At 66.2% G+C, this 25,488-nt stretch carries 20 protein-coding genes; 10 read left to right on the forward strand and 10 right to left on the reverse strand.

All coding sequences use genetic code 11. The features are described from left to right. The 5 genes from GF405_09920 to GF405_09940 all read right to left on the reverse strand — a co-directional run. A partial coding sequence (locus tag GF405_09920; protein MBD3368470.1) for a S8 family serine peptidase occupies positions 1-2,097 on the reverse strand: 2,097 nt, incomplete at its 3' end. Positions 2,098-2,202: 105 nt separating this feature from the next. Further along, positions 2,203-3,624 (reverse strand): HD domain-containing protein, encoded by a 1,422-nt coding sequence (locus GF405_09925; protein MBD3368471.1) that lies wholly within the window; start codon positions 3,622-3,624, stop codon positions 2,203-2,205. Positions 3,625-3,633: 9 nt separating this feature from the next. Beyond that, positions 3,634-4,908 (reverse strand): DUF418 domain-containing protein, encoded by a 1,275-nt coding sequence (locus GF405_09930; protein MBD3368472.1) that lies wholly within the window; start codon positions 4,906-4,908, stop codon positions 3,634-3,636. 19 nt (positions 4,909-4,927) lie between these two features. Continuing rightward, complete coding sequence (locus tag GF405_09935) at positions 4,928-5,560, reverse strand: hypothetical protein (GenBank protein ID MBD3368473.1); 633 nt, start codon at positions 5,558-5,560, stop codon at positions 4,928-4,930. A gap of 48 nt (positions 5,561-5,608) precedes the next feature. Continuing rightward, entirely contained in the window at positions 5,609-8,479 is a 2,871-nt protein-coding gene (locus GF405_09940) for a hypothetical protein (GenBank protein ID MBD3368474.1), read from the reverse strand. Between GF405_09940 and GF405_09945 the strand changes: the two genes are divergently transcribed. Continuing rightward, complete coding sequence (locus GF405_09945; GenBank protein ID MBD3368475.1) at positions 8,418-9,281, forward strand: hypothetical protein; 864 nt, start codon at positions 8,418-8,420, stop codon at positions 9,279-9,281. The two genes, GF405_09940 and GF405_09945, sit on opposite strands and share 62 nt — an antisense overlap. A gap of 96 nt (positions 9,282-9,377) precedes the next feature. Here the strand turns inward: GF405_09945 and GF405_09950 are convergent, their stop codons facing one another. The 3 genes from GF405_09950 to GF405_09960 form a co-directional block, all read right to left on the reverse strand. Beyond that, a complete protein-coding gene (locus tag GF405_09950; protein MBD3368476.1) occupies positions 9,378-9,851 on the reverse strand; it encodes a hypothetical protein in 474 nt (157 codons plus the stop codon). A 156-nt stretch (positions 9,852-10,007) separates the two neighbouring features. Then, positions 10,008-10,928 carry a hypothetical protein gene (locus GF405_09955; protein MBD3368477.1) on the reverse strand — a complete coding sequence of 307 codons (921 nt, stop codon included), beginning with the start codon at positions 10,926-10,928 and terminating at the stop codon, positions 10,008-10,010. Positions 10,929-11,133: 205 nt separating this feature from the next. After that, on the reverse strand, positions 11,134-12,468 hold the full coding sequence (locus GF405_09960; protein MBD3368478.1) for a hypothetical protein: 1,335 nt from the start codon (positions 12,466-12,468) through the stop codon (positions 11,134-11,136). Positions 12,469-12,845: 377 nt separating this feature from the next. Between GF405_09960 and GF405_09965 the strand changes: the two genes are divergently transcribed. The 4 genes from GF405_09965 to GF405_09980 are packed head-to-tail and all read left to right on the forward strand — an operon-like array spanning position 12,846 to position 16,569. Continuing rightward, a complete protein-coding gene (locus tag GF405_09965; protein ID MBD3368479.1) occupies positions 12,846-14,306 on the forward strand; it encodes a hypothetical protein in 1,461 nt (486 codons plus the stop codon). Then, complete coding sequence (locus GF405_09970; protein ID MBD3368480.1) at positions 14,303-15,031, forward strand: hypothetical protein; 729 nt, start codon at positions 14,303-14,305, stop codon at positions 15,029-15,031. Before GF405_09965 ends, GF405_09970 begins: the two co-directional genes overlap by 4 nt. A gap of 21 nt (positions 15,032-15,052) precedes the next feature. Then, positions 15,053-15,685 (forward strand): cobalamin-binding protein, encoded by a 633-nt coding sequence (locus GF405_09975; GenBank protein ID MBD3368481.1) that lies wholly within the window; start codon positions 15,053-15,055, stop codon positions 15,683-15,685. Continuing rightward, positions 15,682-16,569, forward strand: a complete 888-nt coding sequence (locus GF405_09980) for a hypothetical protein (GenBank protein MBD3368482.1) — start codon at positions 15,682-15,684, stop codon at positions 16,567-16,569. Before GF405_09975 ends, GF405_09980 begins: the two co-directional genes overlap by 4 nt. A 116-nt stretch (positions 16,570-16,685) precedes the next feature. Here GF405_09980 and GF405_09985 read toward each other — a convergent pair whose 3' ends face one another. After that, positions 16,686-16,901 carry a cold-shock protein gene (locus GF405_09985; protein MBD3368483.1) on the reverse strand — a complete coding sequence of 72 codons (216 nt, stop codon included), beginning with the start codon at positions 16,899-16,901 and terminating at the stop codon, positions 16,686-16,688. A 566-nt stretch (positions 16,902-17,467) separates the two neighbouring features. Here GF405_09985 and GF405_09990 point away from each other — a divergent pair. The 3 genes from GF405_09990 to GF405_10000 all read left to right on the forward strand — a co-directional run bounded on the left by GF405_09990 (position 17,468) and on the right by GF405_10000 (position 22,080). Continuing rightward, entirely contained in the window at positions 17,468-18,286 is an 819-nt protein-coding gene (locus GF405_09990) for a hypothetical protein (GenBank protein MBD3368484.1), read from the forward strand. A gap of 105 nt (positions 18,287-18,391) precedes the next feature. Then, entirely contained in the window at positions 18,392-19,600 is a 1,209-nt protein-coding gene (locus GF405_09995; protein ID MBD3368485.1) for a hypothetical protein, read from the forward strand. A gap of 236 nt (positions 19,601-19,836) precedes the next feature. Further along, complete coding sequence (locus GF405_10000) at positions 19,837-22,080, forward strand: T9SS type A sorting domain-containing protein (protein ID MBD3368486.1); 2,244 nt, start codon at positions 19,837-19,839, stop codon at positions 22,078-22,080. Positions 22,081-22,258: 178 nt separating this feature from the next. On the opposite strand, the gene GF405_10005 is transcribed toward GF405_10000, so the two are convergent. Further along, positions 22,259-22,780 (reverse strand): hypothetical protein, encoded by a 522-nt coding sequence (locus tag GF405_10005; protein ID MBD3368487.1) that lies wholly within the window; start codon positions 22,778-22,780, stop codon positions 22,259-22,261. Between the two features lie 365 nt (positions 22,781-23,145). Here GF405_10005 and GF405_10010 point away from each other — a divergent pair, with 365 nt between their 5' ends. Together GF405_10010 and GF405_10015 are read left to right on the forward strand one after the other, a co-directional pair. Then, entirely contained in the window at positions 23,146-24,714 is a 1,569-nt protein-coding gene (locus GF405_10010; GenBank protein ID MBD3368488.1) for a metallophosphoesterase, read from the forward strand. Positions 24,715-24,748: 34 nt separating this feature from the next. Next, a complete protein-coding gene (locus GF405_10015; GenBank protein ID MBD3368489.1) occupies positions 24,749-25,486 on the forward strand; it encodes a prolyl oligopeptidase family serine peptidase in 738 nt (245 codons plus the stop codon). The last annotated feature ends 2 nt before the right edge of the window (positions 25,487-25,488 follow it).

Below are 25,488 nucleotides of genomic sequence, written 5' to 3' on the forward strand. Positions count from 1 at the left end.
GCACGACGAGCGGACGGGATTCGGCGCCGGCGCGCTCAGAGCGAGGCGGGCGTCGTCCTGCACGGTCACGGCTCCGCTGGTCGCGATGACCTCCTCCGAGCCGTCGGTCCGCACCGCCACCAGTCTGTAGCGAAGCTCGCAACCGGCCCGCGGGCTCTCGTCCACGAAGACGCCCGGCGTCACGGGCTGCAGCAATCCTCCCGGCAGTCTCTCGAATGTCCCGCCACCGGTGGAGCGCTCGATCGAGAGTCTCTCGATGCCGTGAAGCGACGGCAGCGTCCAGCGAAGTGTCACCTGTCCCTCGCCGTCGGCCACCGCGTAGAACGCGCTCTCCACCGGCGTGTCCTCAGGGAGGTTGAGCCGCCCGTACCCGTAGGTGTTATCGGCGCCCGGTGCGCCCATGTCGATCGCCTGATCGAGCAGGTAGGTGCGGACCTCGCCGGCGGTGTCGAGTTCGGGGACGGCCGACCACACGACCGCCGCAGCGCCGGCCACGTGCGGCGTCGCCGACGACGTCCCGACCCACCCGTTCCAGGTGAACCCGGCGCAGCTGTCGGGGCCCGCGATCTCGGGTTTCAGCCGCCCGTCGTTGGTCGGACCCCTCGAGCTGAAGTACGCGACCGGCCCCGTGTACCAGTTCTCGCTGTGGATGGCACCGACGGCCAGCGCTCCCGTTGCGTCGGCCGGCGCGCAGACACTGCCCTCGACGTCGTAGATGCCGTAGCCCTTGAGCATCTCGGTGAGTCGATAGCCCTCCGCGCAGATGAGGTCGTATGTGCAGTCCTTCGTGGTGTCCCACTCCTGGAAGAAGATGTAGTAGTAGCCGCCCTCCGGAACGTTGTAGATGATCTCCTCCTCGGGCATCCCGGGGTTCTGGTAGTCGGCGCCTGCGGCCACAACGACACCCTCGTCGTCGGTCAGATAGAGATCGTAGTCGTCGTAGGTCGAAGGGTACCCCTCCCAGACGATGCAGAGCCGGAACTGCTCCCCCGGCAGGAGGAACACACGAAGGTTCTCGAGCGGCTCCCTCTGGCCGGGCGGGGCCGGGGCGAACTCGTGCCAGCTGTTGCTGTTCGTATCGGTGAACGTCCCCTCCTCGTGGTCGAGCGCGCGGTTGCTTGCGCCGTTGACCCAGAGGATACCATTGGCGTATGCGTCGTTCACGACGTCACACGGCCACCCCCGTCCGTCCATCGGCCAGCCGTAGTAGCTCATCGACATGCTGACGATCTCGACTCCGCGGGCGACGCAGGTGTCCTTCGCCGCCTCGCAGGTGGTCAGTGTCGGCGCGAGCATCAGGTAGATCTGCGCTCCGGGGGCCATGTCGTAGACGTTCTCGGCGCACGCCGTGCCGTGCGCGTCGCCGTTCTCGATGACGCCGCTTCCCGTGAAGTCCCAGGCGTACATCCCGCCCGGAAGCTCGCCCGCGGCGATAGCGTCATAGACGCCCTCGAACCCGCCGTCGATGACCGCGACCGTCTTGCCTGCGCCGTAGTGCCCCTGTCCGTGCCACCAGTCGGCGCCCGAGAGATGGACCCCCTCGCTGGTGACCGGTCGGCCGTCGCGGACGGCGTCGGTCGTCAGCACCTGATGATCCGTCGGGTAGGCCCTCTCCAGGGACGTCACCCGCAGGACCCCGTCGACGCGCGTCAGGTCGGAGAGCCTGCCGACCGGAACGTCGAGGTCGAGCAGATGGCGGGACTGAACCCGAACGGCTGCACCGAGACCACGGATGGCCGCCATATCGACCGTGTCGGTCGTCCTCCCCTCTTCGAGGAAGACGGTGACCGCGACCTGCCCGTCCGTGAGCTCGAGGCCTCGCAGCGCAGCGAACTCCTCGACCGCGCTCATCCCTCGTGAAAGGCACAGCTGCTCGGCCCGGTCGAGCGCCGTCGTCAGCTTCGGGTTGAGCGGCTTCAGGTTCTGCGTGAGAACGGGAGGAGGCGGACCGGTGTCTCCTCCGGCAGCGCTCGCGCAGCAGACGAGAGCGAACATCAGCACGACGGACACGAGCACGCGGAAAGCAGATGGAGAACGCATCATCGACCCCCGGGGGAACAACCCCTTCAGGCGCGCCGGAGCGCGCCGCGTGACCATTGTCGAACTAATGCAGGTGTCGGTAGAGTATACCGCAGAAACAGAGTCGTTCTCAAGCGCCGCAGTGTGTCCCGCGCGGACGCCGGGTCCCAGCGGGGGCCGCTCTCACACGCTGTGGCCGTAGCCTTCGGCCCCGGGATCGCCGAGAAGCTCCTCCAGCAGACGGAGGGCGAACGCCCTTCCCTCGGCGAGCGTGCTGATCTTGCCGTCGAGCTGAGCCTCGTAGCAGACATCGAGGATCTCTCCGAAGAGCGGCCCCGGCGAATATCCCATCTCGATGAGATGGCGGCCCCGGACGATCGGTTTCGGCGCCGCGTCCCGGACCTCGAGGTCCTCGGCCCGCTCGAGCAGCCAGTCCCCCGCGGGGAACTCGCCCCGCGGCCCCTTCGCGCAGCCGAGTCGGTCCGCGCGGGCGACGCGGACGAGCCGGTCGATGCGGCCCACCCGACGTGCCAGCCTCCGGATGGCCCGGTCGGACGCCGACGCATCGTAGAGGGCCTGTACCTTCATGTGCTCGACGACGAGCGCGACGACCTCCTCGATAAGGTCCCGCTCCCGGGTCATCCTGCTGAGGAGAGCGCGCGTCGGTCGCTCCCCGGCCTCCTCGTGGCCGAAACTGCGGATCCTGTCGTCGACGACCTCCGAGGTCGCCGGCTTGCCGAAATCATGACAGAGGACCGCGAGTCCGACGACCAGGTCCTCGCGCTCGTTGCCGGTCCGCTCGGCGGCGAACGCGTCCATCGACGCCAGTGTGTGCACCCACACGTCCCCCTCGGGATGGAACTCCGGGTCCTGTTCGCTGCCGATGAGCGCGTGAAGCTCAGGGTAGTAGACGGTCCAGCTGGAGGCCCTGAGGAACCGAAGTCCCCTCGATGGCCTGACACCCTCGACCACCAACTTCCGCCACTCGCCGAAGACCCTCTCCGGCGCGAGTCCCTCGGGCTCGATGGTCGCGCAGAGCTCGATCGTCTCGGCGGCGACCCTCAGGTCGAACCGCGCCGCGAACTGCATGGCGCGGAGAACCCTGAGCGGGTCCTCGACGAAGCGACCCGAGGTGTGTCGCAGAATGCCCCGCTTGAGGTCGCCCCGCCCGTCGAAGGGATCGACGATCTCGCCCGTGAGCGGGTCGAGCGCCATCGCGTTGATGGTGAAGTCGCGTCGCTGAGCCGCCTCGTAGACCGACATCTCCGGGTCGGAGTCAACGAGGAATCCCCGGTGGCCCCGACCGATCTTCGACTCCCTGCGCGGGATCGAAACGTCGATAGGAAGCCGCTTGATCTTGATGACGCCGAATGCCTCGCCGACCAGGTCGAGCTCGAACCGCTCCCCGAGCAGCTCGACGAGCCTCTCGGGTTCGATGCCGTAGACCTCGATATCGAGGTCGCAGGCGGGACGCCCCTTGAGCATGTCGCGCACGGACCCGCCGACGACGAGCGCGCGCCCGCCGGCCGACCGCACGAGCTCAGCGGTCGAGCGCAGCGCCCTCTCAAGCTGGGGATCTGTGAAGCGCATCTCGAGGTTCATCATCGCCTCACGTCAGGACTCGCGACGCATCGGCTGCGGACGAAGATACGTCAGCGTTCTCCAGAGCCACTCCATCGGGCCGAAGCGGAAACGCGCGAGCCAGACGTTGGAGAACCAGACCTGGAAGGCCCAGACGGCGAACACAATGAGGATCTGCACCCACCGCTCCACCTGACCGAAGAGCCCGAAGCCGTGGCCGTAGAAGAGCGTCGTCATGAGAACCGTCTGCATCAGGTAGTTCGTGAAGGCCATCCGACCGACGGGTTTCATCACACGCACGAATGCGCTCGCGGGTTTCGACCTGATGATGAGCATGACGAGACCGATGTACCCGAGCGCGACGAGGAGGCTCCCCCAGTAGTTGAACTGCGACCCGGCGAAGAAGGAGTACCTGAAGTCCCATCCGGCGGCGAAGTTCCTTGCGATGCCGATGGCGATAGTGGGATAACCGATCGCGAGCCCCAGCGCGGTCATCCATGCGTAGAAACGCCTTGTGCGTTCGGCCGACAGCACGCCCCACTTGAAGAGCGCCATCCCGACGAGCATCATCCCGCCGGTCCTCCATGAAAGGAAGGCCCAGAACGCGCTCGTCAGAACGCCGATGAACTCGTTGACGCGCGCCGACATCTGCTCGAGCCAGCCGCCCCCGTACGCCGCCGTTTCCTCGGCGATGAACTCCGCGCTCGGGTTCCAGAACATCATCATCTGCTGACCGCCCTGCTCGTACCAGTACGGGAGCGACCACTGGGCGAGGCCATAGAGCGCGGAGGAGACGCCCGTCACGAGGAGCCCCACGATGAGGAGAGTCCTCGGACTTCGACGCCAGAAGAGGAAGGCGACGATGCCGACGAGCGAGTACACGGTGAGGATGTCGCCGGCCCAGAGGAGGAATCCGTGCATGAGCCCGATAATGAAGAGCCACATGATGCGGCGGTAGTGAACGCCGGCGGGCTTGACGCCGCGAGAGGTCAACCGCTCGGCCAGAAGCACGATGCCGGCGCCGAAGAGCATGGAGAATATCGAGATGAACTTCGTGTCAGCGATCAGGTGACTCAGGATCCAGACCCATCGGTTGATGCCCGAGAGGTCGCCGTAGACCGACGGGTTGAAGTAGGCCGCGCCGACCATCGAGAAGCTCTGGATGTTCATGATGAGGATGCCGAGGATCGCGAACCCCCGAAGAACGTCGAGCGAGATGATCCGCTGTCCCGGCACGACGGGAGCGGGCATGTACCCGCCCGTGCCGGCCTCGGCTCCGTGTGCGAGCTGTTCGCCGCCGTGTTCCAAACGACCCCCCGTCCGGCGGCTAGGCCGCCGCGATCTCCGAAGCCAGACGCTTTGCGGTCTCCATGCCTTTCTCTCCCAGCTCCTCCGGCGTCGTGCAGAGCGGGACAATGTAGGTCCCGAGGCTCCTGGCCTTGCCGTAGTCCGCGAAACGCTGGAACACAGTCTGGACGGCGTCGGCGTTATCCTCCTCGGGGCCGCCCGCCGTCACAAGGAGCGCGACCTGCTTTCCTTCGATGAGAGAGTTCCAATCACCGGTCATGTAGCCCATGACCAGGCTCAGGTGCCTCTCCATGATGGCGCGGAGCCACGACGTGATGCCCCACATGTAGAGCGGCGTCGCGTAGATGATGGCGTCTGCCTCGAGCACCTTGTCGAGGATCTGCTGCCCGTCGTCCTCGACGGCGCAGCCGTGCGTATCGGGAACGTGCTGGCACTCGTAACACGAGTGGCAGCCTGAGACGTCGCTGTCGACAAGGTCGATGCGCTCGAAGGTGTGCACGCCGTCGAGGTGTTTCTCGATGAGATCGAGCATCGCCGCCGTGTTGCCGTCAGTGCGGGGACTTCCCTGGAGCGCGAGGATCTTCATGGATGGTGGCTCCTTCCTGTCGTGTGTGCGTCGCAGTACCGGTCGGCTCGCAGCGGATTGTAGCATGAGGAGAGCTCATCGGCCACGCCTCGAGCATGGCGGAGAAAGCCCCAGTCACTCCTGAAGGATCGCCCTCGGCCGCCTGACCCCGACGCGCAGCTGGGTCGTGCCGTCAATCGAGGCGAGGGCACCCTCATGACGCTCGAGCGCATCACGCACGGCGTCGGAGTACGTCCGGCGCCCGAACCCGTGCACGACGACCACGGTCAGACCGAACCCGCCGTCCCGGAGGTCAATGAGGTCACCACCGGCGGCTATGACCCCGACCGCTCCGGACGCCTGAAGCCTCTCGAGCGTCGCGGCATCCGCGTGTTCAACGACCGCGATCGCACGCTCGGCGGGCTCTCCCGGGACGAGCGGCCCGAAGACGGCGTCACCGGTGCCCCAGACGCCGGTGATCTCGGTGCCCGAGGTCGCGATGACCGGACCTCGGGAGGTCGTCTCCAGCACCGTCCCGGGCACCCACGCGGCGACCTCGTCCTCCTGGCGGAGCGGCTCGATCATCACCATGCCCAGCTTCTCGTCGATGCGCTCGACGTGGCCTCGCACCGGAGAGCGGACGATCTTCCGAGCGTTCGAGGTGATGCGCGCCGCAAGCCACTGGTCGCGCTCGAGCTCCTCTCCAACCTCGACCTTGAGGTACGGTCTCATCTTCGACCGGTGAACGCCCAGTTCGTCGGCCACGCTGACGGTCGTGAGCACACGGGAGAGCTCCGGGCGCTCCCGGACGACGAGCGTCCCGTTCGGCAGGATCTTCTCGATGGTCCCCTCGACGGGGGACCGGTAGGACGACGGCCGTCCGAGCCGCCACGGCTGCTTCGCGATCACCTCTTGCCGCTCCACCTCGTCGCCCGGCTGCTTGACGAGGACGTCAGACAGTTCCTCCGGCTCCACCTTCATGACATCGGCGACGTCGAGGAAGAAGGGACGAAGGAACTCCTGAACGCTCCTGGCGACGACGTCGGCCGGTTCCACCCGGTCGCCGGGCGACACGAAGACCTCGCCCTCGATGGCCAGCTCGCGCTTGACGCGATGTTCGCCGTGGCGCACGACCTGCTCGCCTCCGCGTCGCGAGGGCGGCAGCTCGACCTCCTCCGGAACGAGCTGCCTTGCGCGGGCCGCTTCGCCGCCCTCCGGACGTCTGAGCACCACGCCGCTCTCAGCGTCGGGAGCAAAGCCGAGTTCGACCTCCCTCCCTCTTCCCCCGGCCAGCAGGTTCTCGCCGGCGCTGGAGACCCGACCGAGCCGCACGATTCCCAGCTCTTCGAGCAGCCCGCGGGCCAGCTCAGCGTCCACGTCCGCGATGACGCCCAGATGCGGGAACATGAAGGCGCTGTCGACAGCCAGTTCGACATCTCCCTCCGGTCGCAGCGCATCGAGGAGTACGGCCGCCGCGGCGCCCCGCGACGAGTGGGACAGGATGCCGCCGCTTCCGATGACCATGTCGTACCCTCGGAGTCTCAGACCGCCGTCGTCGTCGCCGCGCCCCAGGACCGTGCGCGGCTCGACCGCCCCCGGCCTCTCACCCGGCGGCAGCGAGGCCATGACCTGCATGTGCTCCCGCACGGCCTCCCGGACCGCGGCGGTCGCGACGGCCCACTCGAGCTCGGCGTCCGCCCTCGTCTCCGGCAGCGATGTCGGGCGGACGTACTTGTTGCCGACCGCGTTCATGACGTCACGGGCGTCCGCTTCGCCTTCGAGAAGGCCGGTCACGCTCTCGAGCCCGGCAGTGTCGATGACGTTGAGGATGCTGTAGCTCATCCCGAGGTTCGCACTGACGGTCCGGAGCGTCTCGTCGCCGCGCGCCGTGAAGACGTCGGTCGTAGCGCCCCCGATGTCGACCGCAAGAACGGTCCCCTCGAGATGGCTTGAGAGAACCGAGAGGATCTTGAGGAAGGCGGCGGGGGTCGGGCGCACGGGCGCGTCGACCCACGAGGCGAGGGCGGCGTACCCGGGCGCCTGCGACATCACGTGGTCCATGAAGAGGCCCTGGATGGCGCGTCGGGCGGGCCCCGGATTCATGGTGCTCTCGTTCGGGCGGATGTTCTCCACCGGCCGGAACAGGAAGCGCTCGCCCAGTGAGGATCCCACGTAGTCGCGGGCGTTCATGTTGCCCGCGTAGACAACGGGAAGCCGGGCGTCCGGGTTGAGCTTGGGGTGGATGTCCGACTCTACGAGAAGCTCAGCGAGATGAACCGGTCCCGAGATCGCCTCGCCGTCGAATCCGCCCGCGAGGAGGATGATGTCCGGCCTCTCGGCCTTGAGGTCGTCGATCTTGCGGTAGGCGGTCCGTCCGTCGTTCATGGCCACGACGTCGAGCACGATGGCCCCGGCGCCCAGCGCGACACTGCGTGCGCTTCTCGCGGTCAGTTCCTCCACAAGACCGGTGACCACCATCGCAAGCCCGCCGCCGGCGCTCGACGTCGAGAGAAACGGAACCGCGGGTCGTTCTCCCTCGAGCAGTCGCCTGCCGCACGCCTCCTCCAGCCCGCGGAGCGCCTGGAGCACTCCGATGGTGACGTCCTCGTGCGGCGCCTCGACAGTGGTCGGCGCCTCCGCCCGCTCGTATGACCAGCGGTCGCCGTCGCGAACGAAGAGCATGGCCTTCGTCGTCGTGCTGCCGACGTCGGTCACACAGAGCGGGTTTTCTCCATCTCGAACCACGTCCTGGGGCCTCCCTGGAGCCGAGCGGCAACGTGCGGATTGTGAGCCACGGGTTCTCCGAGTGTGCCTGTCGCGCCCGGCGGAATCAAGTCCCCGGCTCGTGGGGCCCGTTGCGGCACCGGCGAACGAGACTATGTTGAGAAGGTGAGCGTCCTCATTGCGGAAGCGGAACGGGCGGTGGAGAGGAAGGAGGACCTCCATGAGAGGCACGCGCCACGTGTTCGCGACGGTCATCTGGGCCGCCGCGCTCTTCTCTCTCATCTCCTGCAGCAGTCTCACCGGCGACTCAAACGGCACGGGTCCGGGACAGACCGACACGCCGGCCGCGGAGGCGGTCCTCGTATACCATCTTCCGTTCAATGAGGGCGAGGGTACAACCGCCCACGATGCGACCGGCAACGGCCCGGACGCCGTCGTCAGCGGGGCGGAGTGGACGGCGGGACCTCGGGGAGGCGCTCTGGAGTTCGACGGGACCGACGACTTCGTGGCCGTCGAAGCACCGCCGTCGCTGGCCGACCTCGGCCAGGGCTCCATCTCGGTCTGGTTCCGCGCAGACCACATCCCGCAGAACTTCGGAATGAGGCCCATCTTCTACTACGGCAAGGACGGCGTCTGTCCGAAGACGTTCGACGCGTCGAACGCGGGGCTCATCATCGAGCTCGGCCACAGTCCCATCCACCCGGGCTCCGACTGGCTCTACTTCACGATCTTCGCGAACGGCTGCACCTACCCGTCGTTCTGCTATGACTCACGGCGAGACGTCACGCTCGATGAATGGCACCACTTCGTCGCCGTCGTCGGCCCGGACTACAACACGGGCTACTTCGACGGCGAGGAGATGACATCGCGCTGGTACAACTTCGGGAACGCCTCGTACTCCCAGTTCCTCGAGGACGCCGTCGAGCACGAGGCTCTGTGGATCGGTCGGGGCTACTGGGACGAGGAGCCGATGTACTTCGACGGCGCCATCGACGACGTCCGGGTCTACAGCGGCCCGCTCTCGGCCCGGGAGGTCGCGGAGCTCTACGACGGGACAGTGCGCAGACCGGGCCATCGGGACTGACCGGGCATCTCGAACCGCAGCGTCACAACACAGGAAGAGCCCGGGACGAGACACGTCCCGGGCTCATGCTCTCAATCCTACGTGCTGCCGCGCGGCCTACTCCACGAGATGGCTCAGGGCGTCGTAGTGCGAACCGAGCAGCGTGGCGCCGTCATCCTCCCACGCGTCGAGGAAGGAGCTGAAGGTCTCCTTGTCGTACGTGCCGGGGTACCAGGCCTCCATCGCGAGGTCGCCGTCGTTGTCGACGTAGAGCCTCATCGTCGTCGCACCGGCGTTCATGGAGTTCACGACGGTGTGGAACTCCCCCGGATGCTCGCCGGCGTACTCGGTTCCGCCGAACCAGGACTGCAGGAGAATGCCGCCCTGATAGGTCTGCATCGTGAAGCTCAACCGCTCGGGATGGGAGAAGGTGAGCCATCCGTCTTCCTCGCCCGCCGTGTAGCCGTTGAACTCCAGATGTGTCGTGATCTCCTCGGCGTGCTCCGGAATGTCGGCCGAGACAGGGATCGCCGCCCCCAGCGCCGCAGCCACGAACAGAACAGTGAGTGAGAGTCTTCTCAGGCGCGTCATCGGTTCCTCCTCGTTCAGTTGCGGGCGACGTTCGCTTCCTTACGCGACGTTGCGTCCATTTCCAGCATCCACGGCACGTCGGCCCCTGTCAAACGCTATCTCCTCGGGCTCCACGCCGCCCGCGCTCACCGAAGGCAGACGCGGCCCCGACCGTGTCTATTCAGCGGGCGAGGCACCGTCGCCGCGCTCCAGAATGAGCGCCGGCTCTTCGGGGATGAGCTTCTCCCACTCACCGTAGGCGGGATTCGGAAGAACGAACCAGTCGACGCCCCAGTGGAAGCCGGTCTCTTCCACGACGGCCTTCCTCTCCTCGATGGCCCTCAGGTAGTCGACCCTCTCCGGGTCGTCGGCAAGCTTCGGCACTCTGAAGAGCTCGGAGAAGTCGCGGAGGTTGTCGCCGAAGTACATGAGAACGTCGTAGCGGGCCGAGATGGCGTCCCGCCGAGCAGCCTTGCTCGACGACGATCCGTCCGGCTTGAGGTAGAGCCGTTCAACCAGCCCGTCGGCGTTGAGCCCGAGGCGCTCGAGAGACTCGCGCGTTGCCATCAGGTTCCTCTCGTTCCGGTTCGAGCAGTAGACGACGGTCACACCGAGCGACTCCGCGTGCTCGATGAAGTCCTTCGCCCCGGGCACAAGCCCCACATCCGACACGCCCCTGCGCTCGAACTCGGCCCAGAGCTTCGGCGTGTACTCAAGGTCGTTCATGTAGAGGAAGGTCTGGAATGTCGCATTGTCGAGAACGGTCTCGTCGAGGTCCATCACGACGGCCGGCCTGACGGGTGGCGGATCGACGGACGCCAGCCGCGATGCCAGGGCCCGCGCGGCACACGTGTAGATCGTCCGGCAGCAGGCGGCGTACTCGGCCGACGACTGCACGTAGATGTTCGAGTAGAGCGCCCGCTGACCGATCGGCTGCGGCTCCCCGCCCCCGGTTCCCGGGGTCGCCTCCGGCGCCGTCTTCTCGGCCGAGACCTGGCCGAGGAGGCTCCCGAGAACGAGGCAGACCGCGAGCAGCGTGAGCACGGTCCTCTGTCGCATGCGTCCCTCCCATGTATCGTGGCGACGGTTCAGAGGCATCCTAGCACGCGACGGGCCTCCCGGGCGAGGAAACCCGAGCAGGTCCCTGGGAGCTCGAGCTGAGCGGAGTGCTCGGGCGTGGCGTGTTGCCAGACCGTGGCGACGGCTGTCCGTCACCGGAAAGAGCGAGAACCCGGCGGTCGACGCCGGGCTCCTCGCCTTCTGCTCTTGCGATGTGTCTGTTGAGGGCTCAGGACCTCGATGTCTACCTGCGGGTCCCCCGCAGGTACGTGTAGCATTCGTCTCCGAGCTGGATCCGGTCCCCGTCCTGGAGTTTCCGTTCCTCCTCGACGGGCTGGTCGTCGACCAGGACCTCGCCCTTGTGGACGCGGATGGTGGGGGCCGAGTCGTCGGGCGTTCCGATGAACTCGACGAGAACGCCCCTGAGCCAGGCGCCGTGGTCGGCGCCCTCCCCCACCTGGAGCGCGGGGAGACCAGGGTTCTCGATGGGTATCGCTGCCCGCGCCGACATGACGTCACACCGTGTTCGGGGCTTCAGATACCCCTTCACGCGGATCTCCTTCTTGAGGAGAGGCTTCGTGAAGGCGCGGGCCCAGGACTCGTGCCTGTAGATGCCGATGGCGACGAACCCGATCGCAACGCCGAGGATCCCGATGACCGCCTGGTAGACCAGCTCCTCGAGGTCCTCGTCCGCGTAACGCGCCACCAACGATGACTCGACACGCCCCGCCCCTTCCCCGTGTCGGGCGGCGCTGTGCTCTTCTCCGGTCGGCTCTGCGGAGGCCTCCGCGACGACCTCCACGACCCGCCCTTCCTCGCCCTCTGTCGGCTCGATGGGCTGCTCGGCGTCGGACACGACGGCGGGGGCCAGGGCCGATGACATCTCGGCGAACGTATCGCCGAGCGACGAGCTCGTGGCGACATGATAGTGAGTTCCGCCGCCGAGTTCCGCCACGCGCGCCATGAGCTCGTTGTCGACCTTCTCGGCAGCTCCGAGTGTCACGGTCGTGACGGCGACCCCCTCCTCGGCGAAGAGCGAGGCCAGCTCCAGAAGCCGCTCCCGGCTCGCGGCGTAGATCGCGTCGTACTCCGAGTAGTCTTCATACATGGGAATGAGCTTCCCGTCGATCAGAACGATGAGATGTGACTCGACTCCGGCGCCTGCGCCCGGAGCGTACCGCTTCGGGAACACCTTCTCACGCTCGGTCCAGACGAGCTCGAGCCCCCGGGTGACGTCCGTCCGGTCGGCCTCGAAGGGAAACGTCAGCGACGAGGAGACCGCGTCCGCGCCCGTCTCGCCCTCGATGGTCGCCGGATAGGGGTCCGTCAGGGCCATCGGCTCCTCGCCGTATCCGAAGACCGAGACACAGTCGCCGGACCCGACCTCGGCCAGGAACTCCCGGACCGAGGTGACCGTCGCGTCTCCCCGCCCCCCGTACCGCATGGTACCGGTGCAGTCGATCAGCAGAACGTAGTCGGCTCCCGCCTCCGCCCCCGATGCGACGCGCACCAGGAAGGCCGACATGAAGACGACAACAAGCAGCAGGCTCATCAACCTCATTCGAATCCGCATATCCATGATCACTCCCCCTGTCGCGGCAGACGTCCGGGGCCGCTCGCGCGGGCCCGGAGAGTTCTGTGCGAGCGAGCGTCACCAGGAAGCCCGTCGAAGCTGAGAGACCATCCACATAGCGCCCCTCATCGTAGATACCGCACTTGCACAAGCCATGCCACGTGCCGAACGCTTCAGTAAGTCCCGCATGGACTGTCTCTTACACATCTCTGTCGGATGCCATCCTGCGCGAACTGGACTTTCGGTGCGCCCAACCACGCAGAACGCCTCCCGGACTGGCGCGCGCAGCCCTTCTGTGCGACAATCGCCCGACGGCTCCCCGTCAACACCGGTCACGGTGGGACCAGGGCCCTCACCACCCGCACGCCAACCCGGAGGACACGATGCGTCCATCGCTCCACTTCCTCGAAAAGGACCTGATCGAACGGATCATCGCGGAGGCGCTCGACATCCTTGCGACCGTCGGGCTCGAGGTTCAGAACGACAACGCGGTGACCCTTCTCGTGGACAACGGAGCCGGACGCGACGCCTCGAGCGGACGCATCACGCTTCCTGAGACGCTCGTCATGGAGTCGGTCGGCAAGGCGCCGGACGGCTTCAAGCTCTACGACGTCCTGGGCGACGAGACCCACGACCTCTCGGGCGACACCGTTCACTTCACCCCGGGCTCCTCCGGCATCCACGTGCTCGACCACGCGACCGGCGAGATGCGCCCCGCCGTCACGACCGACTTCGTCGACTTCACGAAGCTCGTCTCCCGGCTGGATGAGATCGACGCGCAGAGCACGTCGTTCATCTCGTCGGATGTTCCAGAGCCGATCCAGGACAGCTACCGTCTGTTCCTGTGCCTCAGCTACTGCGAGAAGCCGGTCGTCACGGGCGCGTTCACGATCGAGTCGTACGCCGTCATGCGGGACATGCAGCTGGCGGTCCGCGGATCGGCCGAGGCGCTCCGCGAGAAGCCGCTCACGGTCTTCTCGGTCTGCCCCACGGCTCCGCTCAAGTGGAGCGACGTCACGGCACAGAACCTACTGGACTGCGCCGCCGATTCGGTCCCCGTCGAGTACATCTCGATGCCGCTCATCGGGTTCATGGGCCCTGTCACGATCGTCGGAAGCCTCGTGCAGCACACAGCCGAGACACTCTCGGGCATCGTGCTGAGCCAGCTCGCGAACCCCGGCACCCCGGTCCTCTACGGCGGTTCTCCCGCGGCGTTCGACATCCGGTACGAGACGACGCCGATGGGCGCCATCGAAACACAGATGATGGACTGCGCATACAGCGAGATCGGAAAGCACCTCGGGCTTCCCACGCAGGCCTACATCAGCCTCTCGGATGCGAAGGCGCTCGACGCGCAGGCGGGGCTCGAAAGCTCGATGGGCGCGACGCTCGCCGCGCTTTCGGGCATCAACAGCGTCTCCGGTCCGGGGATGCTCGACTTCGAGAGCTGCATCAGTCCCGAGAAGCTCGTCGTCGACAACGAGATCTGCGGCCTCGTGCGGCGTATGGTCTCGGGGATCGAGCCGAGGGACGATTTCCCTGCGCGGCCGATCTTCGAGGAGATGCTGCGCGACGGGCATCTGCTCATCGCAGATCACACCAGGAAGCACCTCCGCGCGGAGCACCACTTCCCCGGACCGGTCATCGCCAGGGCCAACCTCGCCCGCTGGCGCGACGAGGGCAGCACGACGCTCGGAGAGCGTGCCCACGCTGAAGTCGAGAAGCACCTGGCGGCCTTCGAGCAGTCCCGGCTCGACGACGAGACGAAGCGGGAGCTCCTGTCGCTCATGACCCACGAGGCTGCGAAGCACGGTCTGGACGAACTGCCGGAGCGCGAGGCGTGAGCCGGGTCTACGATGTTCCAGTGCACGAGATCACGCCGGGCTCGGAAACCGTCTTCCGTGCCCTGGGCGTCCCTTCGGACCGGGAGCCGACGGAACAGGCCTCCGGCGTGTTCGAGCAGTCGCTGCGGGTGTTCAGAGACCTCTGTCGGGCCCGGGGCATCGCCCGCGACGTCGATGCCGACACGTTCGCGCGCATCTACGACGGCGAAGGCGACAACGAGAGCCCGGCGCCGCTCGAGATGATCTTCCCGCGCGCGGAGCAGTTGACTCTCTTCGTCGTCACGCTGGGCCACGAGCTCTCGGACCGCATCCGTGCGCTCTTCGACGAGGGAGACATCGCGCTCGGAGCGACCCTCGATGCCGTCGCCTCCGAGGGGACGGAGCTGGCGGCCGAGTGGCTCGAGCGGCGTCTCGACGATGAGTGGGCCGCGGCCGGCGGCCTCAGCGAAGGCGCTGTCTCGCTCCGCTACAGCCCCGGCTACTGTGGCTGGAACGTGACCGGCCAGCGCGCCCTCTTCGCGGAGCTCCGGCCCGAGGCCATCGACGTGCGGCTCAACGAGAGCTGTCTGATGGAACCGCTGAAGTCGATATCGGGCGTCGTCGTCACGGGGCCTCCCGCGATCCACCGTTTCGACGACGACTACGCGTTCTGTTCAGTTTGCAGGACCAGGGAGTGTCGCGCGCGCATCGACGCCCTTGATGCGGCGGCGACCGACGACAACTGACGAACCACGATGGGAGACCGCATGGAGATCCTGACGACGATCGCATCGGAGCTCGAGGCCGGCAACGACGAGGCCGTTCGAAATCTGACGCAGTCCGCCATCGAGGAGGGAGTTGAGCCGAAGACCGTTCTCGATGAGGGGCTTATCGCCGGGATGCAGGTCGTCGGCGAGAGGTTCCAGAACCACGAGATCTTCCTGCCGGACGTGTTGCTGGCCGCGCGGGCCATGAACGCCGGCGTCGACCTTCTGAAGCCTCTTCTCGGCGACGCGGAGAACACGTCGCGCGGCACCATCGTCATCGGGACCATGAAGGGCGACCTTCACGACATCGGGAAGAACCTCGTCGGCATCATGCTTGGAGGCGCGGGATTCAACGTCGTCGATCTGGGAAAGGACGTGCCTCCCGAGCGCTTCGTCTCTGCGGCCCGCGAGTCGGAGGCAGGCGTCGTCGGCATGTCGGCACTCCTGACGACGACCATGCCGACGATGAAGAACGTCGTCTCTCTGCTTGAGAAGGAAGGGCTCTCCGGGAAGGTCAAGACGATCGTCGGCGGCGCGCCGGTATCCGAGCAGTTCGCCCGGGACATCGGTGCCGACGCCTACGGCTTCGACGCGGCGAACGCAGTCGATCGCGTCAGGGAGCTCATGGCATGAGCAGACGGGAGTTCCGGGACCGACTGGGTGACGGCTCGGTCATCGTCGCCGACGGCGCGACCGGCAGCCTTCTCATGGAGCGCGGCCTCGAGCCCGGGGCGGCCCCGGAGACGCTTAATCTCGAGCGGCCGGAGGTCGTGAGCGAGGTCACCCGTCTCTACGCCGAGGCGGGCGCCGAGCTCGTGCACACGAACACGTTTGGAGCATCGCCACTCAAGCTCGCCGGATACGGCCTCGAGGACAGGGTTGACGACATCAACCGGCGCGCCGTTGAGGCTGCACGTGACGCCGCCGGCGACCGAGCGTATGTGTCGGCGTCGGTCGGTCCCTCCGGGCGGATCCTCGAGCCCTACGGCGACACGGCCGCCGTCGAACTGCGGCGCAGCTTCCACCGCCAGCTCGAGGCGCTCCTCGAGGCCGGCGTCGACGCCATCACCGTCGAGACGATGACCGATCACAACGAGGCCACGCTCGCCGTTCGGGCCGCGCGCGAATTGTCGGAGGACATCCCGGTCCTGGCTACGATGACATTCGATGCGACGCCGAGAGGGTTCCACACCATCATGGGCACGGACGTCCGCGGCGCCGCGAGCGGACTCCTGACGGCCGGCGCCGACGTCGTCGGCTCGAACTGCGGAAACGGCTCCGAGACGATGGTCGAGGTCGCGAGGGCCTTCCGCGAGGCAACCGACGCTCCGCTTCTCATCCAGCCGAACGCGGGAGCACCGCAGCTCGTCGACGGCGAGGTCGTCTACCCGGAGACGCCGGAGTTCATGGCCGAACAGGCGAGGCTGCTCGCGGAGGCTGGCGTTCTCATCATCGGCGGCTGCTGCGGCACGACGCCGGAACACATCCGGGCGGTCCGGGAGAGCGTCGGCACCTGACGCGCACGACGTCCTCCCAAGAGACACTTGTGGTGGGGTTCATAGAAGCACCAGGGCCGCTCCCGTGACGGGAGCGGCCCTGTCGTTCCGCGATCTGCCTGCGATCGAGCGGGTGCTTAGAGCTTCGTGACGTTCTCGGCCGCCGGACCCTTCTCGCCCTGGACGACGTCGAACTGCACGCGGTCGCCCTCGGTCAGCGTCTTGTAGTCGTCGTCGGTCTGGATCGCCGAGAAGTGCACGAAGACGTCCTTCGAACCGTCGTCGAGCTCGATGAAGCCGAAGCCCTTGCTGTCATTGAACCACTTCACTGTTCCGGTCGTGCTCACGCTGATCTACCTCTCTCTTCTCGTCGGGGAACCAAGGGGCCCTTCCGACGTCTGTCCTGCCGGACGGCGGACCATCCGCTGCCGGCTGCCTCATTCGCGGGACCCACCTTGAGCCCCGACAGGTGACGCCACGACGTCGACGAACCTCCGAAGCCGCGGAGCGAGAGCCCCTCTCCTGCGCAAAAGGGACCGGCTTCGTGCGCCAGTCCCTCCATCAAGAGTCTTCGGATATGTCGCCATACCGACGTGGTCGCCTCTGCTGAGTGATAGTGTAATCCAGCGGTCGCATTCCGTCAAGTTGAATCGACGGAATCTCAACCGGGCCGGGGGTTCGGGTCCCAGACCGGCCGTCCGACCCACCTGCCCCCGATTCCTCCAGGGGAGCGGCTCCGGGCGGACCGGTCCCTCACTGGCCGGCAGGAATGAACGCGCCCGAGTGGCCGACCGCTCAGAATAGTGATGAGCCTGACCTCGGCGCATGCTATAATAGCAGAGTTGTGTGTTATCACAGGGGACTGCCCCTTCCCGCGGGGCTTTCGCCCGCTACCGCATCTGGAAGGGAGCTCCGTGTGATGAGATACGCTATCACCCTGACCGCCATCATCCTGCTTGCCGCAGGGTCCGCGCAGGCCCACATGGTCCTCGGCATGGATGTCGGCGATCTCAAGCCAACCAGCGCAGCACAGCGAGAGCCCTGTCCGCTGCTCGAGCAGTGCGAGTCGATCGGGCTCGGCCCGGCCGGGCTTGCCTGGGATGGAACGCACCTCTGGATCGGCGGAGGCCTGGGGAACTCCAATATCTACAAGTACGACATCGGCACCTGCTCCGTGGTGACTTCCTTCGCGGCGCCGAGCGCTGGATGGCTCGATGCGATCAGCGGCCTTGCATGGGACGGGACGAATCTCTGGTGCCACCCCGAGGAAACGGGCCTTATCTATAAGCTCGATCCATCCGACGGGTCGGTCCTCGACTCGTTCGAGGCCCCGTCCTATGGAGATACCGACCCCAACGGAGGCGGACTCGCCTGGGACGGCACGTACCTCTGGCACGTGAACTCGGTCAGCAACATCATCTACAAGCTCGATCCGGCCGACTGCAGCATCCTCGACTCGTTCAGCATCCCTGCCGGCTACTCGAGCGGTCTCGCGTACTGGGACGACAAGCTGGTCGTGGCGAACATCTCGACCGACCTGATCCATGTCATCGACCCCTCCGACGGCTCGCTCCTGTCCTCGTGCGGAGCTCCGTGCGGCCATCCATGGGGTCTCGCTCCGACCGGCGCAGCCTTCTGGCTCAGCGGACACAGCGTCACCGGCATCTTCCTCCTCGACATCTTCGGAACGCCGGTCGAGGACCGCTCGTGGGGGACCATCAAGGCCATCTACAGGTAGAGGGAAACGCGCCCGACACCGTGAGGGCCCGTCGCCACGGCGGCGGGCCCTCTGCGTCGTCCGGACCTGCCCCGGCCCGGTGGTCATGGTGTAGCCGACGCCGACGTGCTACCATCGTGCCGCATGCGCGCGACCCGCAGGTCAGCTGTTCCTGATCGAGGACAGAGCAACATGACGGACGAGACCACAAGCATGACGGACTGGTTCTCCCTGGCGGACCAGCCGCAGGAGCCGCTCTCGCCCGACGGCAGCACGCTGACGGGCGATGACCTCACCGCGTGGCGGCAGCGTTTTCGTCCGCTTCAGAAGCACCTGAAGCGTCGCGACGTGATCGTCGCGCTTTCCGGCGGCGGTATGCTTCTCCCCTGCCATGTCGGAGCGCTCCGCGTGCTCGAGCTCATCGGCGTGCCGCTCGACCGGATCTACGGGACGTCGGCCGGAGCGATCGTCGGCGGCCTCCTGGCGGCCGGGCTCTCGACCGCACAGCTCGAAGAGACGATGCTCGACGTGGAGTCGCCCGATGAGATCTTCGGCTTCGCGGCACGTTTCCCGCGCCTGAGAATAGTCACGCGCGAGGTACGGCGCGTTCTGCTCGACCTGCCTCCCGAGGAGTCGGGCATCTACGACCTGGAGCAGGTCGAGGAGTTCGTCACGAACGTCATCGCGAGATACGTCGGTCGCGTGCCGACCTTCCGCGAACTCAAGGTCGACTTCTCATGCGTTGCGCTCGATCTGGGAACCGGCGCCGTCGGTGAGGATGAGGCGCCGAAGAAGATCGTCTTCTCACGCGAAACGACGCCCGACGTCAGGATCAGTGAAGCGATCGCCGCGTCGATGGCCATACCCGGGGTCTTCCCCCCAAAGCTCATCGGTGACCATTACTACGTCGACGGAGGGGTCGTCGAGCAGCTCCCCATCGGGACAGCGCGTGAGGAGTGGGTGCGGAAGCGGCCGCGCTTCTCGAGACGAAAGCTCGCCATCGTCGGAATCGACCTGGGACCTCCCGGCGAGCCGCCCTCGACCGGCCGCCTCGGGCATCCGATGGACCTCGTGATGTACACGCAGAGGCTCCAGGGACGCGTCATCACGGAGCTCGAGCTCATACGATGCCACAACCCGCGCAGGCGGATCTCGGTCGTCCTGGTCCGTCCCGCCGCGATCGAGATCGCGCTCTACGAGATCGAGAAGATCCCGCAGGCGCTGTACGTCTCGTACGTCGAGACCGTGCGCCAGCTCGAGGGCGACGGCTTTCTCGACGTCACCGACCGCGAGATCGAGGGCGCGAGAGAGGCGTTCGGGATCTGCTCGGAGTGAACCCGTTCAACAGCGCCACGTGACGTGCCTGGAACGTCGGTGCTTCCGACGAGATGCCGGTGGTCCTTCTCGGTGAACCTCCGAAGGTAGCGACCTTCCGGTTGATCGACGCATCGAAGTATAAGGGGCGAGCCGATTCCAGAGAGCCCTTCATGGCACGCGAGCTGTTCTGTGTTATAATGGGGTACTGGAGGCAATCTGCCCGATGGCAGCTCTCAGAAAGGTGACGTGTATCAATGTTCAGAGGCCCACTCAGCCACGTCGCGGCCGTCCTCCTGCTGTCCGCTCTCGTAGCAGCCCCCGTGGCGGCAGTGGAAGTGACCTTTCAGGTCCGGATGGCCTATCAGGTCGAGCTCGGCCTCTTCGACCCGGAAGAGGACTTCGTTGACATCGCGGGGACCTTCAACAGCTGGGGTGACGATCTTACGCCGCTCGCCGATGCCGACGGCGATACGATCTACGAGGTCACCCTCGACGGCTTCGCCCCCGACGAGTACATCGAGTACAAGTACCGTCTGAACGGCGAGTGGGGCGGCACGGAGGAGTTCCCGGGCGCCGGGAACAACCGCGTCTACACCGTGCCGGCGTCCGACGACACGGTCCTCGTGTGGTACAACGACATGGAACCGGGCGGCGGCGTCGATCCCACGCAGCTGGAGTGGTGGAACGACTGCGTCTTCTACGAGATCTTCGTCCGGAGCTTCTACGACAGCGACGGCGACGGCATCGGCGACTTCCAGGGACTGACGCAGAAGCTCGACTACCTGAACGACGGCGACCCCGCCACGACGGACGATCTCGGCATCACCGGCATCTGGCTCATGCCGATCCACGACAGCCCCACGTACCACGGCTACGACGCGGTCGACTATCGCTCGATCAACCCCGACTACGGCACTATGGCCGACTTCGAGGCGTTCCTCGCGGCCGCCCACGACCGCGGCATCAAGGTCATCATCGACTACGTGATGAACCACTGCTCCAACCAGCACCCGTGGTTCGTCGCCTCGGCGAACGAGGACCCCCAGTATCGCGACTTCTTCACCTGGTCACCCACCGACCCCGGTCAGACCGGACCCTGGGGCCAGCAGGTCTGGCATTGGGACGGCGACGAGTGGTACTACGGCCTCTTCTGGAGCGGCATGCCGGATCTCAACTACGAGACGCCCGCGGTCAAGGACACGATGTTCCAGATCGCGTCCTACTGGCTCGATGATGTCGGTGTCGACGGCTTCCGGCTCGATGCCATCCTCTATATCCACGAGGAGGGCGACCAGCTTCAGAACACGCCGTCGACGTTCGACTTCTGGGAGGACTACAACACGTACGTGAAGTCAGTGAGGCCCGACATGCTCTCGGTCGGAGAGGCCTGGACCGGTACGAGCACCATCCTCCAGTACGTCGACGAGGGCCGCCTGGACATCTGCTTCGAATTCAACCTCGCGGGCAGCATGCTGGGTGCGGTCAACTCAGGCGACGCCAGCGGGCTCACCGGATTCGCGGACTGGGTCTACAACAGCTACCCGTACCTCCAGTACGCGACGTTCCTGACGAACCACGACCAGAACCGCACGTTCACGGTGGTTGGTGAGGACGAGGGCAAGGCGAAGGCCGCCGCCGGGCTCTACCTGACCCTCCCGGGGGTACCCTTCCTCTACTACGGCGAGGAGATCGGGATGACGGGCGCGGGGGACCATCTGAACATCAGGACGCCGATGCAGTGGACCGACGGCGAGGACGCGGGGTTCACGACCGGTACGCCGTGGAGGAACGTGAACCCTGACTACGTCGACCGCAATGTCGCCGACGAGGCCGCCGATCCGGGCTCGCTCCTCGAGTGGTACAGGAAGCTCATCCACGTCCGGAACGCCTCTCCGGCACTCCGGGCCGGTGAGCACCACCCTCTCGCGAGCTCCACCTCTCAGGTGATGGCGTTCGTCCGTGAGCACGAGCAGCAGATGCTCCTCTGCATGACGAATACCTCGGCGACGCCTTTGAGCAACATCACGCTCACTGGCTCCGTCGACTCGCTCGTGCCCGGCGACTACACGCTGGTCAACCTGCTCGACCCCGCCGACACACTCGACGTGACCGTCACCTCGTCCCACGAGATCATGGGACTCGAGCTGGCCGCCTACGAGACCGTCGTCTACCAGGTCTACCCCGGCTCAGGCGTCGACCCCGGAGACGGCGATACCGGGAACAAGCTCCGGCTGGGACGGAACCACCCGAATCCGTTCGCCCCATCGACGACGATCGGCTTCTCACTACCCGCGACGTCGCATGTCGACCTCAGGGTCTACGACGTCGCGGGCCGCGAAGTCGCCGTCCTTCTCGACGACGTGCGGTCCGGAGGTCCGCACGAGGTCACGTGGGACGGCTCCGGCAAGGATGGAGGAAAGCTGGGGGCGGGAGTCTATTTCGTGCGTTTGTCGGCCCGGGACGAGACCAGAACCTCCAGGATCACGCTGCTGCGCTAGCCTGGACGCACAGGCAGTCGTTCGTGTGAAGACCCGCCCGGAAAGGCGGGTTCTGTGTTGTTGGAGCGGCCGCACCACATACCGAGGCCCCGGTCGGATCGACCGGGGCCTCGCTCACCGCAGCCTGAGAGGTGAGGCTGCATCCGCCGGCGCCAGCCCAGGGCCGGCGGTCCGGCAACTACCTGTAGAGCGACTTGATCGCCGACCAGCTCAGCTCCTCAACGGGGTTCACGGCGACCTGGACGCACCCGCAGATCTCGTGAGGCTCAGCGCCAGCGCCGTCACCATCTACACACCAGAAGATCGGCGTTCCGTACAGGACGTCGGCGACTCTGACGTCGATCGAGATCGTCGTCCCCTCGCCGGGCAGGAGCTCTCCCTGACCGCCGTCGTTGTCCTCCCAGATGGCGGTGTGGTTGATGAGCGGGACGAACATGTCCCAGCTCGGTGTTCCGGACGCGATCTCGTCGTATGCCATCGTCCCGGGATAGAGCGTGTAGCCGTCCGGGAACGAGACGTGCACGGTCGCGATGGCCTCACCGTCAGGCGACGCGCACTGCACCCAGAATGTGAACGTGTACGTCTCTCCGGGGACGATCTCCGTCGGCCCCGACATCATCACGTACGAGTCGGTCAGGTCCGCACACACACCACCCGCAAGACAGAGCAGGCACAGCACCGCAATCACAGAGTTCCTCATGTCTCCCTCCCTCGTCTGCGGGCTGTCTGCCAACCCCCGCGTATGGCTGACGCCCTTGCATTATGATGTCTTCATTGTCTCACGGTGGGAAGGCGAAGTCAACGGGAACTTCGTCTTATCTTACGAACCTGTCGCTCAACAATCGGGTTTTCACTTCGGTGCATGGAATGACCCGACAGTCAGTCTTCCTCCTGCCGCGAGCCCGGTCTCCGGTCGAGCTGTGTCACGACTCGCCTGCGTCCCGAAAACCCGCTGGGACGGAGCCTGTTGAGGGGGTAGGCTCAGGGATGTGTCGGTCCAGCGGAGGGCCCGGACAGGGCCCTCGAGCAAGAGGAGCCGAGGAGGTTATCGTGAAGCGGGCACAGCTGTTCGCGACCGTGTTGACAACGGCACTCGTGTGGTCCCTTGTCGCCTCGCCCCTCGCCGCGGCGACGGCCCGAGGCGTCGTCTACGAAGACCTGAACGGCAATGAGCTGCGAGATGCCGGAGAACCCGGCATCCCCGGCGTCCGGGTCTCGAACGGGAGGGAGATCACGGTTACCGACACCGACGGACACTACCGTCTTCCGGTCGGTGACGACGCGATCCTCTTCGTCATCAAACCGCGCGGCTGGCGCACGCCTCTCGACCACCACAATCTGCCCGTCTTCTACTCCATTCACCGACCCGACGGCTCGCCGGACCTTCACTACCACGGTATCGAACCGACGGGGCCGCTCCCGGACTCCGTCGACTTCCCGCTCTATCCTCAGAACGAACCCGAGGCCTTTCACGCTATCCTCTTCGGCGACACGCAGCCGAGAAACCAGCAGGAGATCGACTACCTTGCGCACGACATCGTCGAGGAGGTCATCGGAACGGATGCCTCGTTCGGTGTGACGCTGGGCGACATCATGTTCGACGACCTGTCGCTCTTCGAGAGGCTGAACGCGACCGTCGCGCTCATCGGCATCCCCTGGTACAACGTCGTCGGCAACCACGACATCAACTTCGACGCCCACGACGACCACCATTCGAACGCGACCTTCGAGAGCGTGTACGGCCCGCCGTACTACTCGTTCGACTACGGGCCGGTCCACTTCCTAGTGCTCGACGACGTGAAGTGGCAGGGCAAGGTCGAGGACCCGGAGGAGTACTGGGGCGGGAACTACATCGGGGGCCTGGACGACGACCAGCTCGAGTTCATCCGGCGCGACCTCGAGATGATCGCCGAGGACCAGCTCGTCGTCCTCTTCATGCACATCCCGCTCGTCGCGAACTGGGTCGAGGAGGAGCGGGGCCGTCTCTACCGGATGATCGAGAACAGGCCCTTTGCCCTCTCGGTCTCTGCCCACTACCACACCCACGAACACGTCTTCATCACGGACGAGGACGGATGGCGGGGTCCCGCGCCGCACCACCACGTCATCAACGTGACCACCTGCGGGAGCTGGTGGTCGGGCGCGCCCGACGAGGAGGGCATCCCCCACACAACCATGCGGGACGGCGCCCCCAACGGCTACACCATCATCCACTTCGACGGAACCGCGTACGCGATCGATTTCAAGGCCGCCAGACGTTCGGCGGACGAGCAGATGCACATCTGGACACCGGAACCGATCCCGCGTCGTCACGTTGAGCACACGGAGGTGCTCGCGAACGTCTACAACGGATCCGAGCACTCGGAGGTCTCGTACCGGATCGTCGGCGCGACGGACTGGATGCCGATGGAGATGGTCAGAAGACCGGATCCCTACTACAGAGCGATGAAGGACCGGGAGCCCGAGGAGGGCCCGACCGACTGGCGTGCGCTGCCTCGCGCCACGGACTCGCCGCATCTCTGGCGGGCGCTCCTGCCGGAGGGACTCGACGTCGGCCAGTACGTCCTCGAAGTGCGGGAGACCGACATGTGGGGTCGGGAGCACAGCGGGAAGCGGTCGATCAGAGTGGAATAGGTATCGTCGGCGGTCGCTGAAAGAGAGGTTGATTATGAAGATGCCGTTCGTAGTCGCGGTGATCCTGGTGCTCTCGCTCGCAGCGTGCGCCGCTGCCGAACAGGTGATCTACGAGGGCGGCGGCAACACCTGCGAAGGGTACTTCGTTACCCCGGCCGAGGATGCTCCGCTTGTGCTTCTCATCCATGACTGGGACGGCCTCACGGACTACGAGGTCGAGCGGGCAGAGATGCTGGTCGAGCTGGGATACGCGGTCTTCGCAGCCGACCTTTTCGGAGCAGGTGTGAGGCCCGAGACCGTCGAGAAGCGTCGCGAACTCACCGGCGCGCTCTACGCCGACCGCGAGGAGATGCGCCTTCGCCTCTACGCCGCGCTCGACGCGGCCGCCGAGCAGGGAGCGAACACAGACAACGCCGTCGCCGTCGGGTACTGCTTCGGGGGTACCTGTGTGCTGGAACTCGCCCGTTCCGGCGCCGACCTCAACGGCTTCGTCACGTTCCATGGCGGCCTGGCCACCCCCGAGGGACAGGACTACGCAGAGGCCAGGGGTCAGTACCTCGTCCTTCACGGGACGGCGGACCAGGCCGTGACGATGGAGGAGTTCGCCGGCCTCGCCGTCGAGCTCGAGGAGGCGGATGTCTCGCACGAGATGATCACTTACGGCGGTGCACCGCACGCATTCTCAGTGTTCGGTTCCGACCGCTATCGAGAGGAGGCCGACCGGAAGTCGTGGAAGCGGTTCACGGCCTTCCTTGAGGACGTGCTACACTAGGA

This window comes from Candidatus Effluviviaceae Genus V sp., from assembly GCA_014728125.1.
In the GTDB taxonomy this organism is placed as follows: Bacteria; Joyebacterota; Joyebacteria; order Joyebacterales; family Joyebacteraceae; genus WJMD01.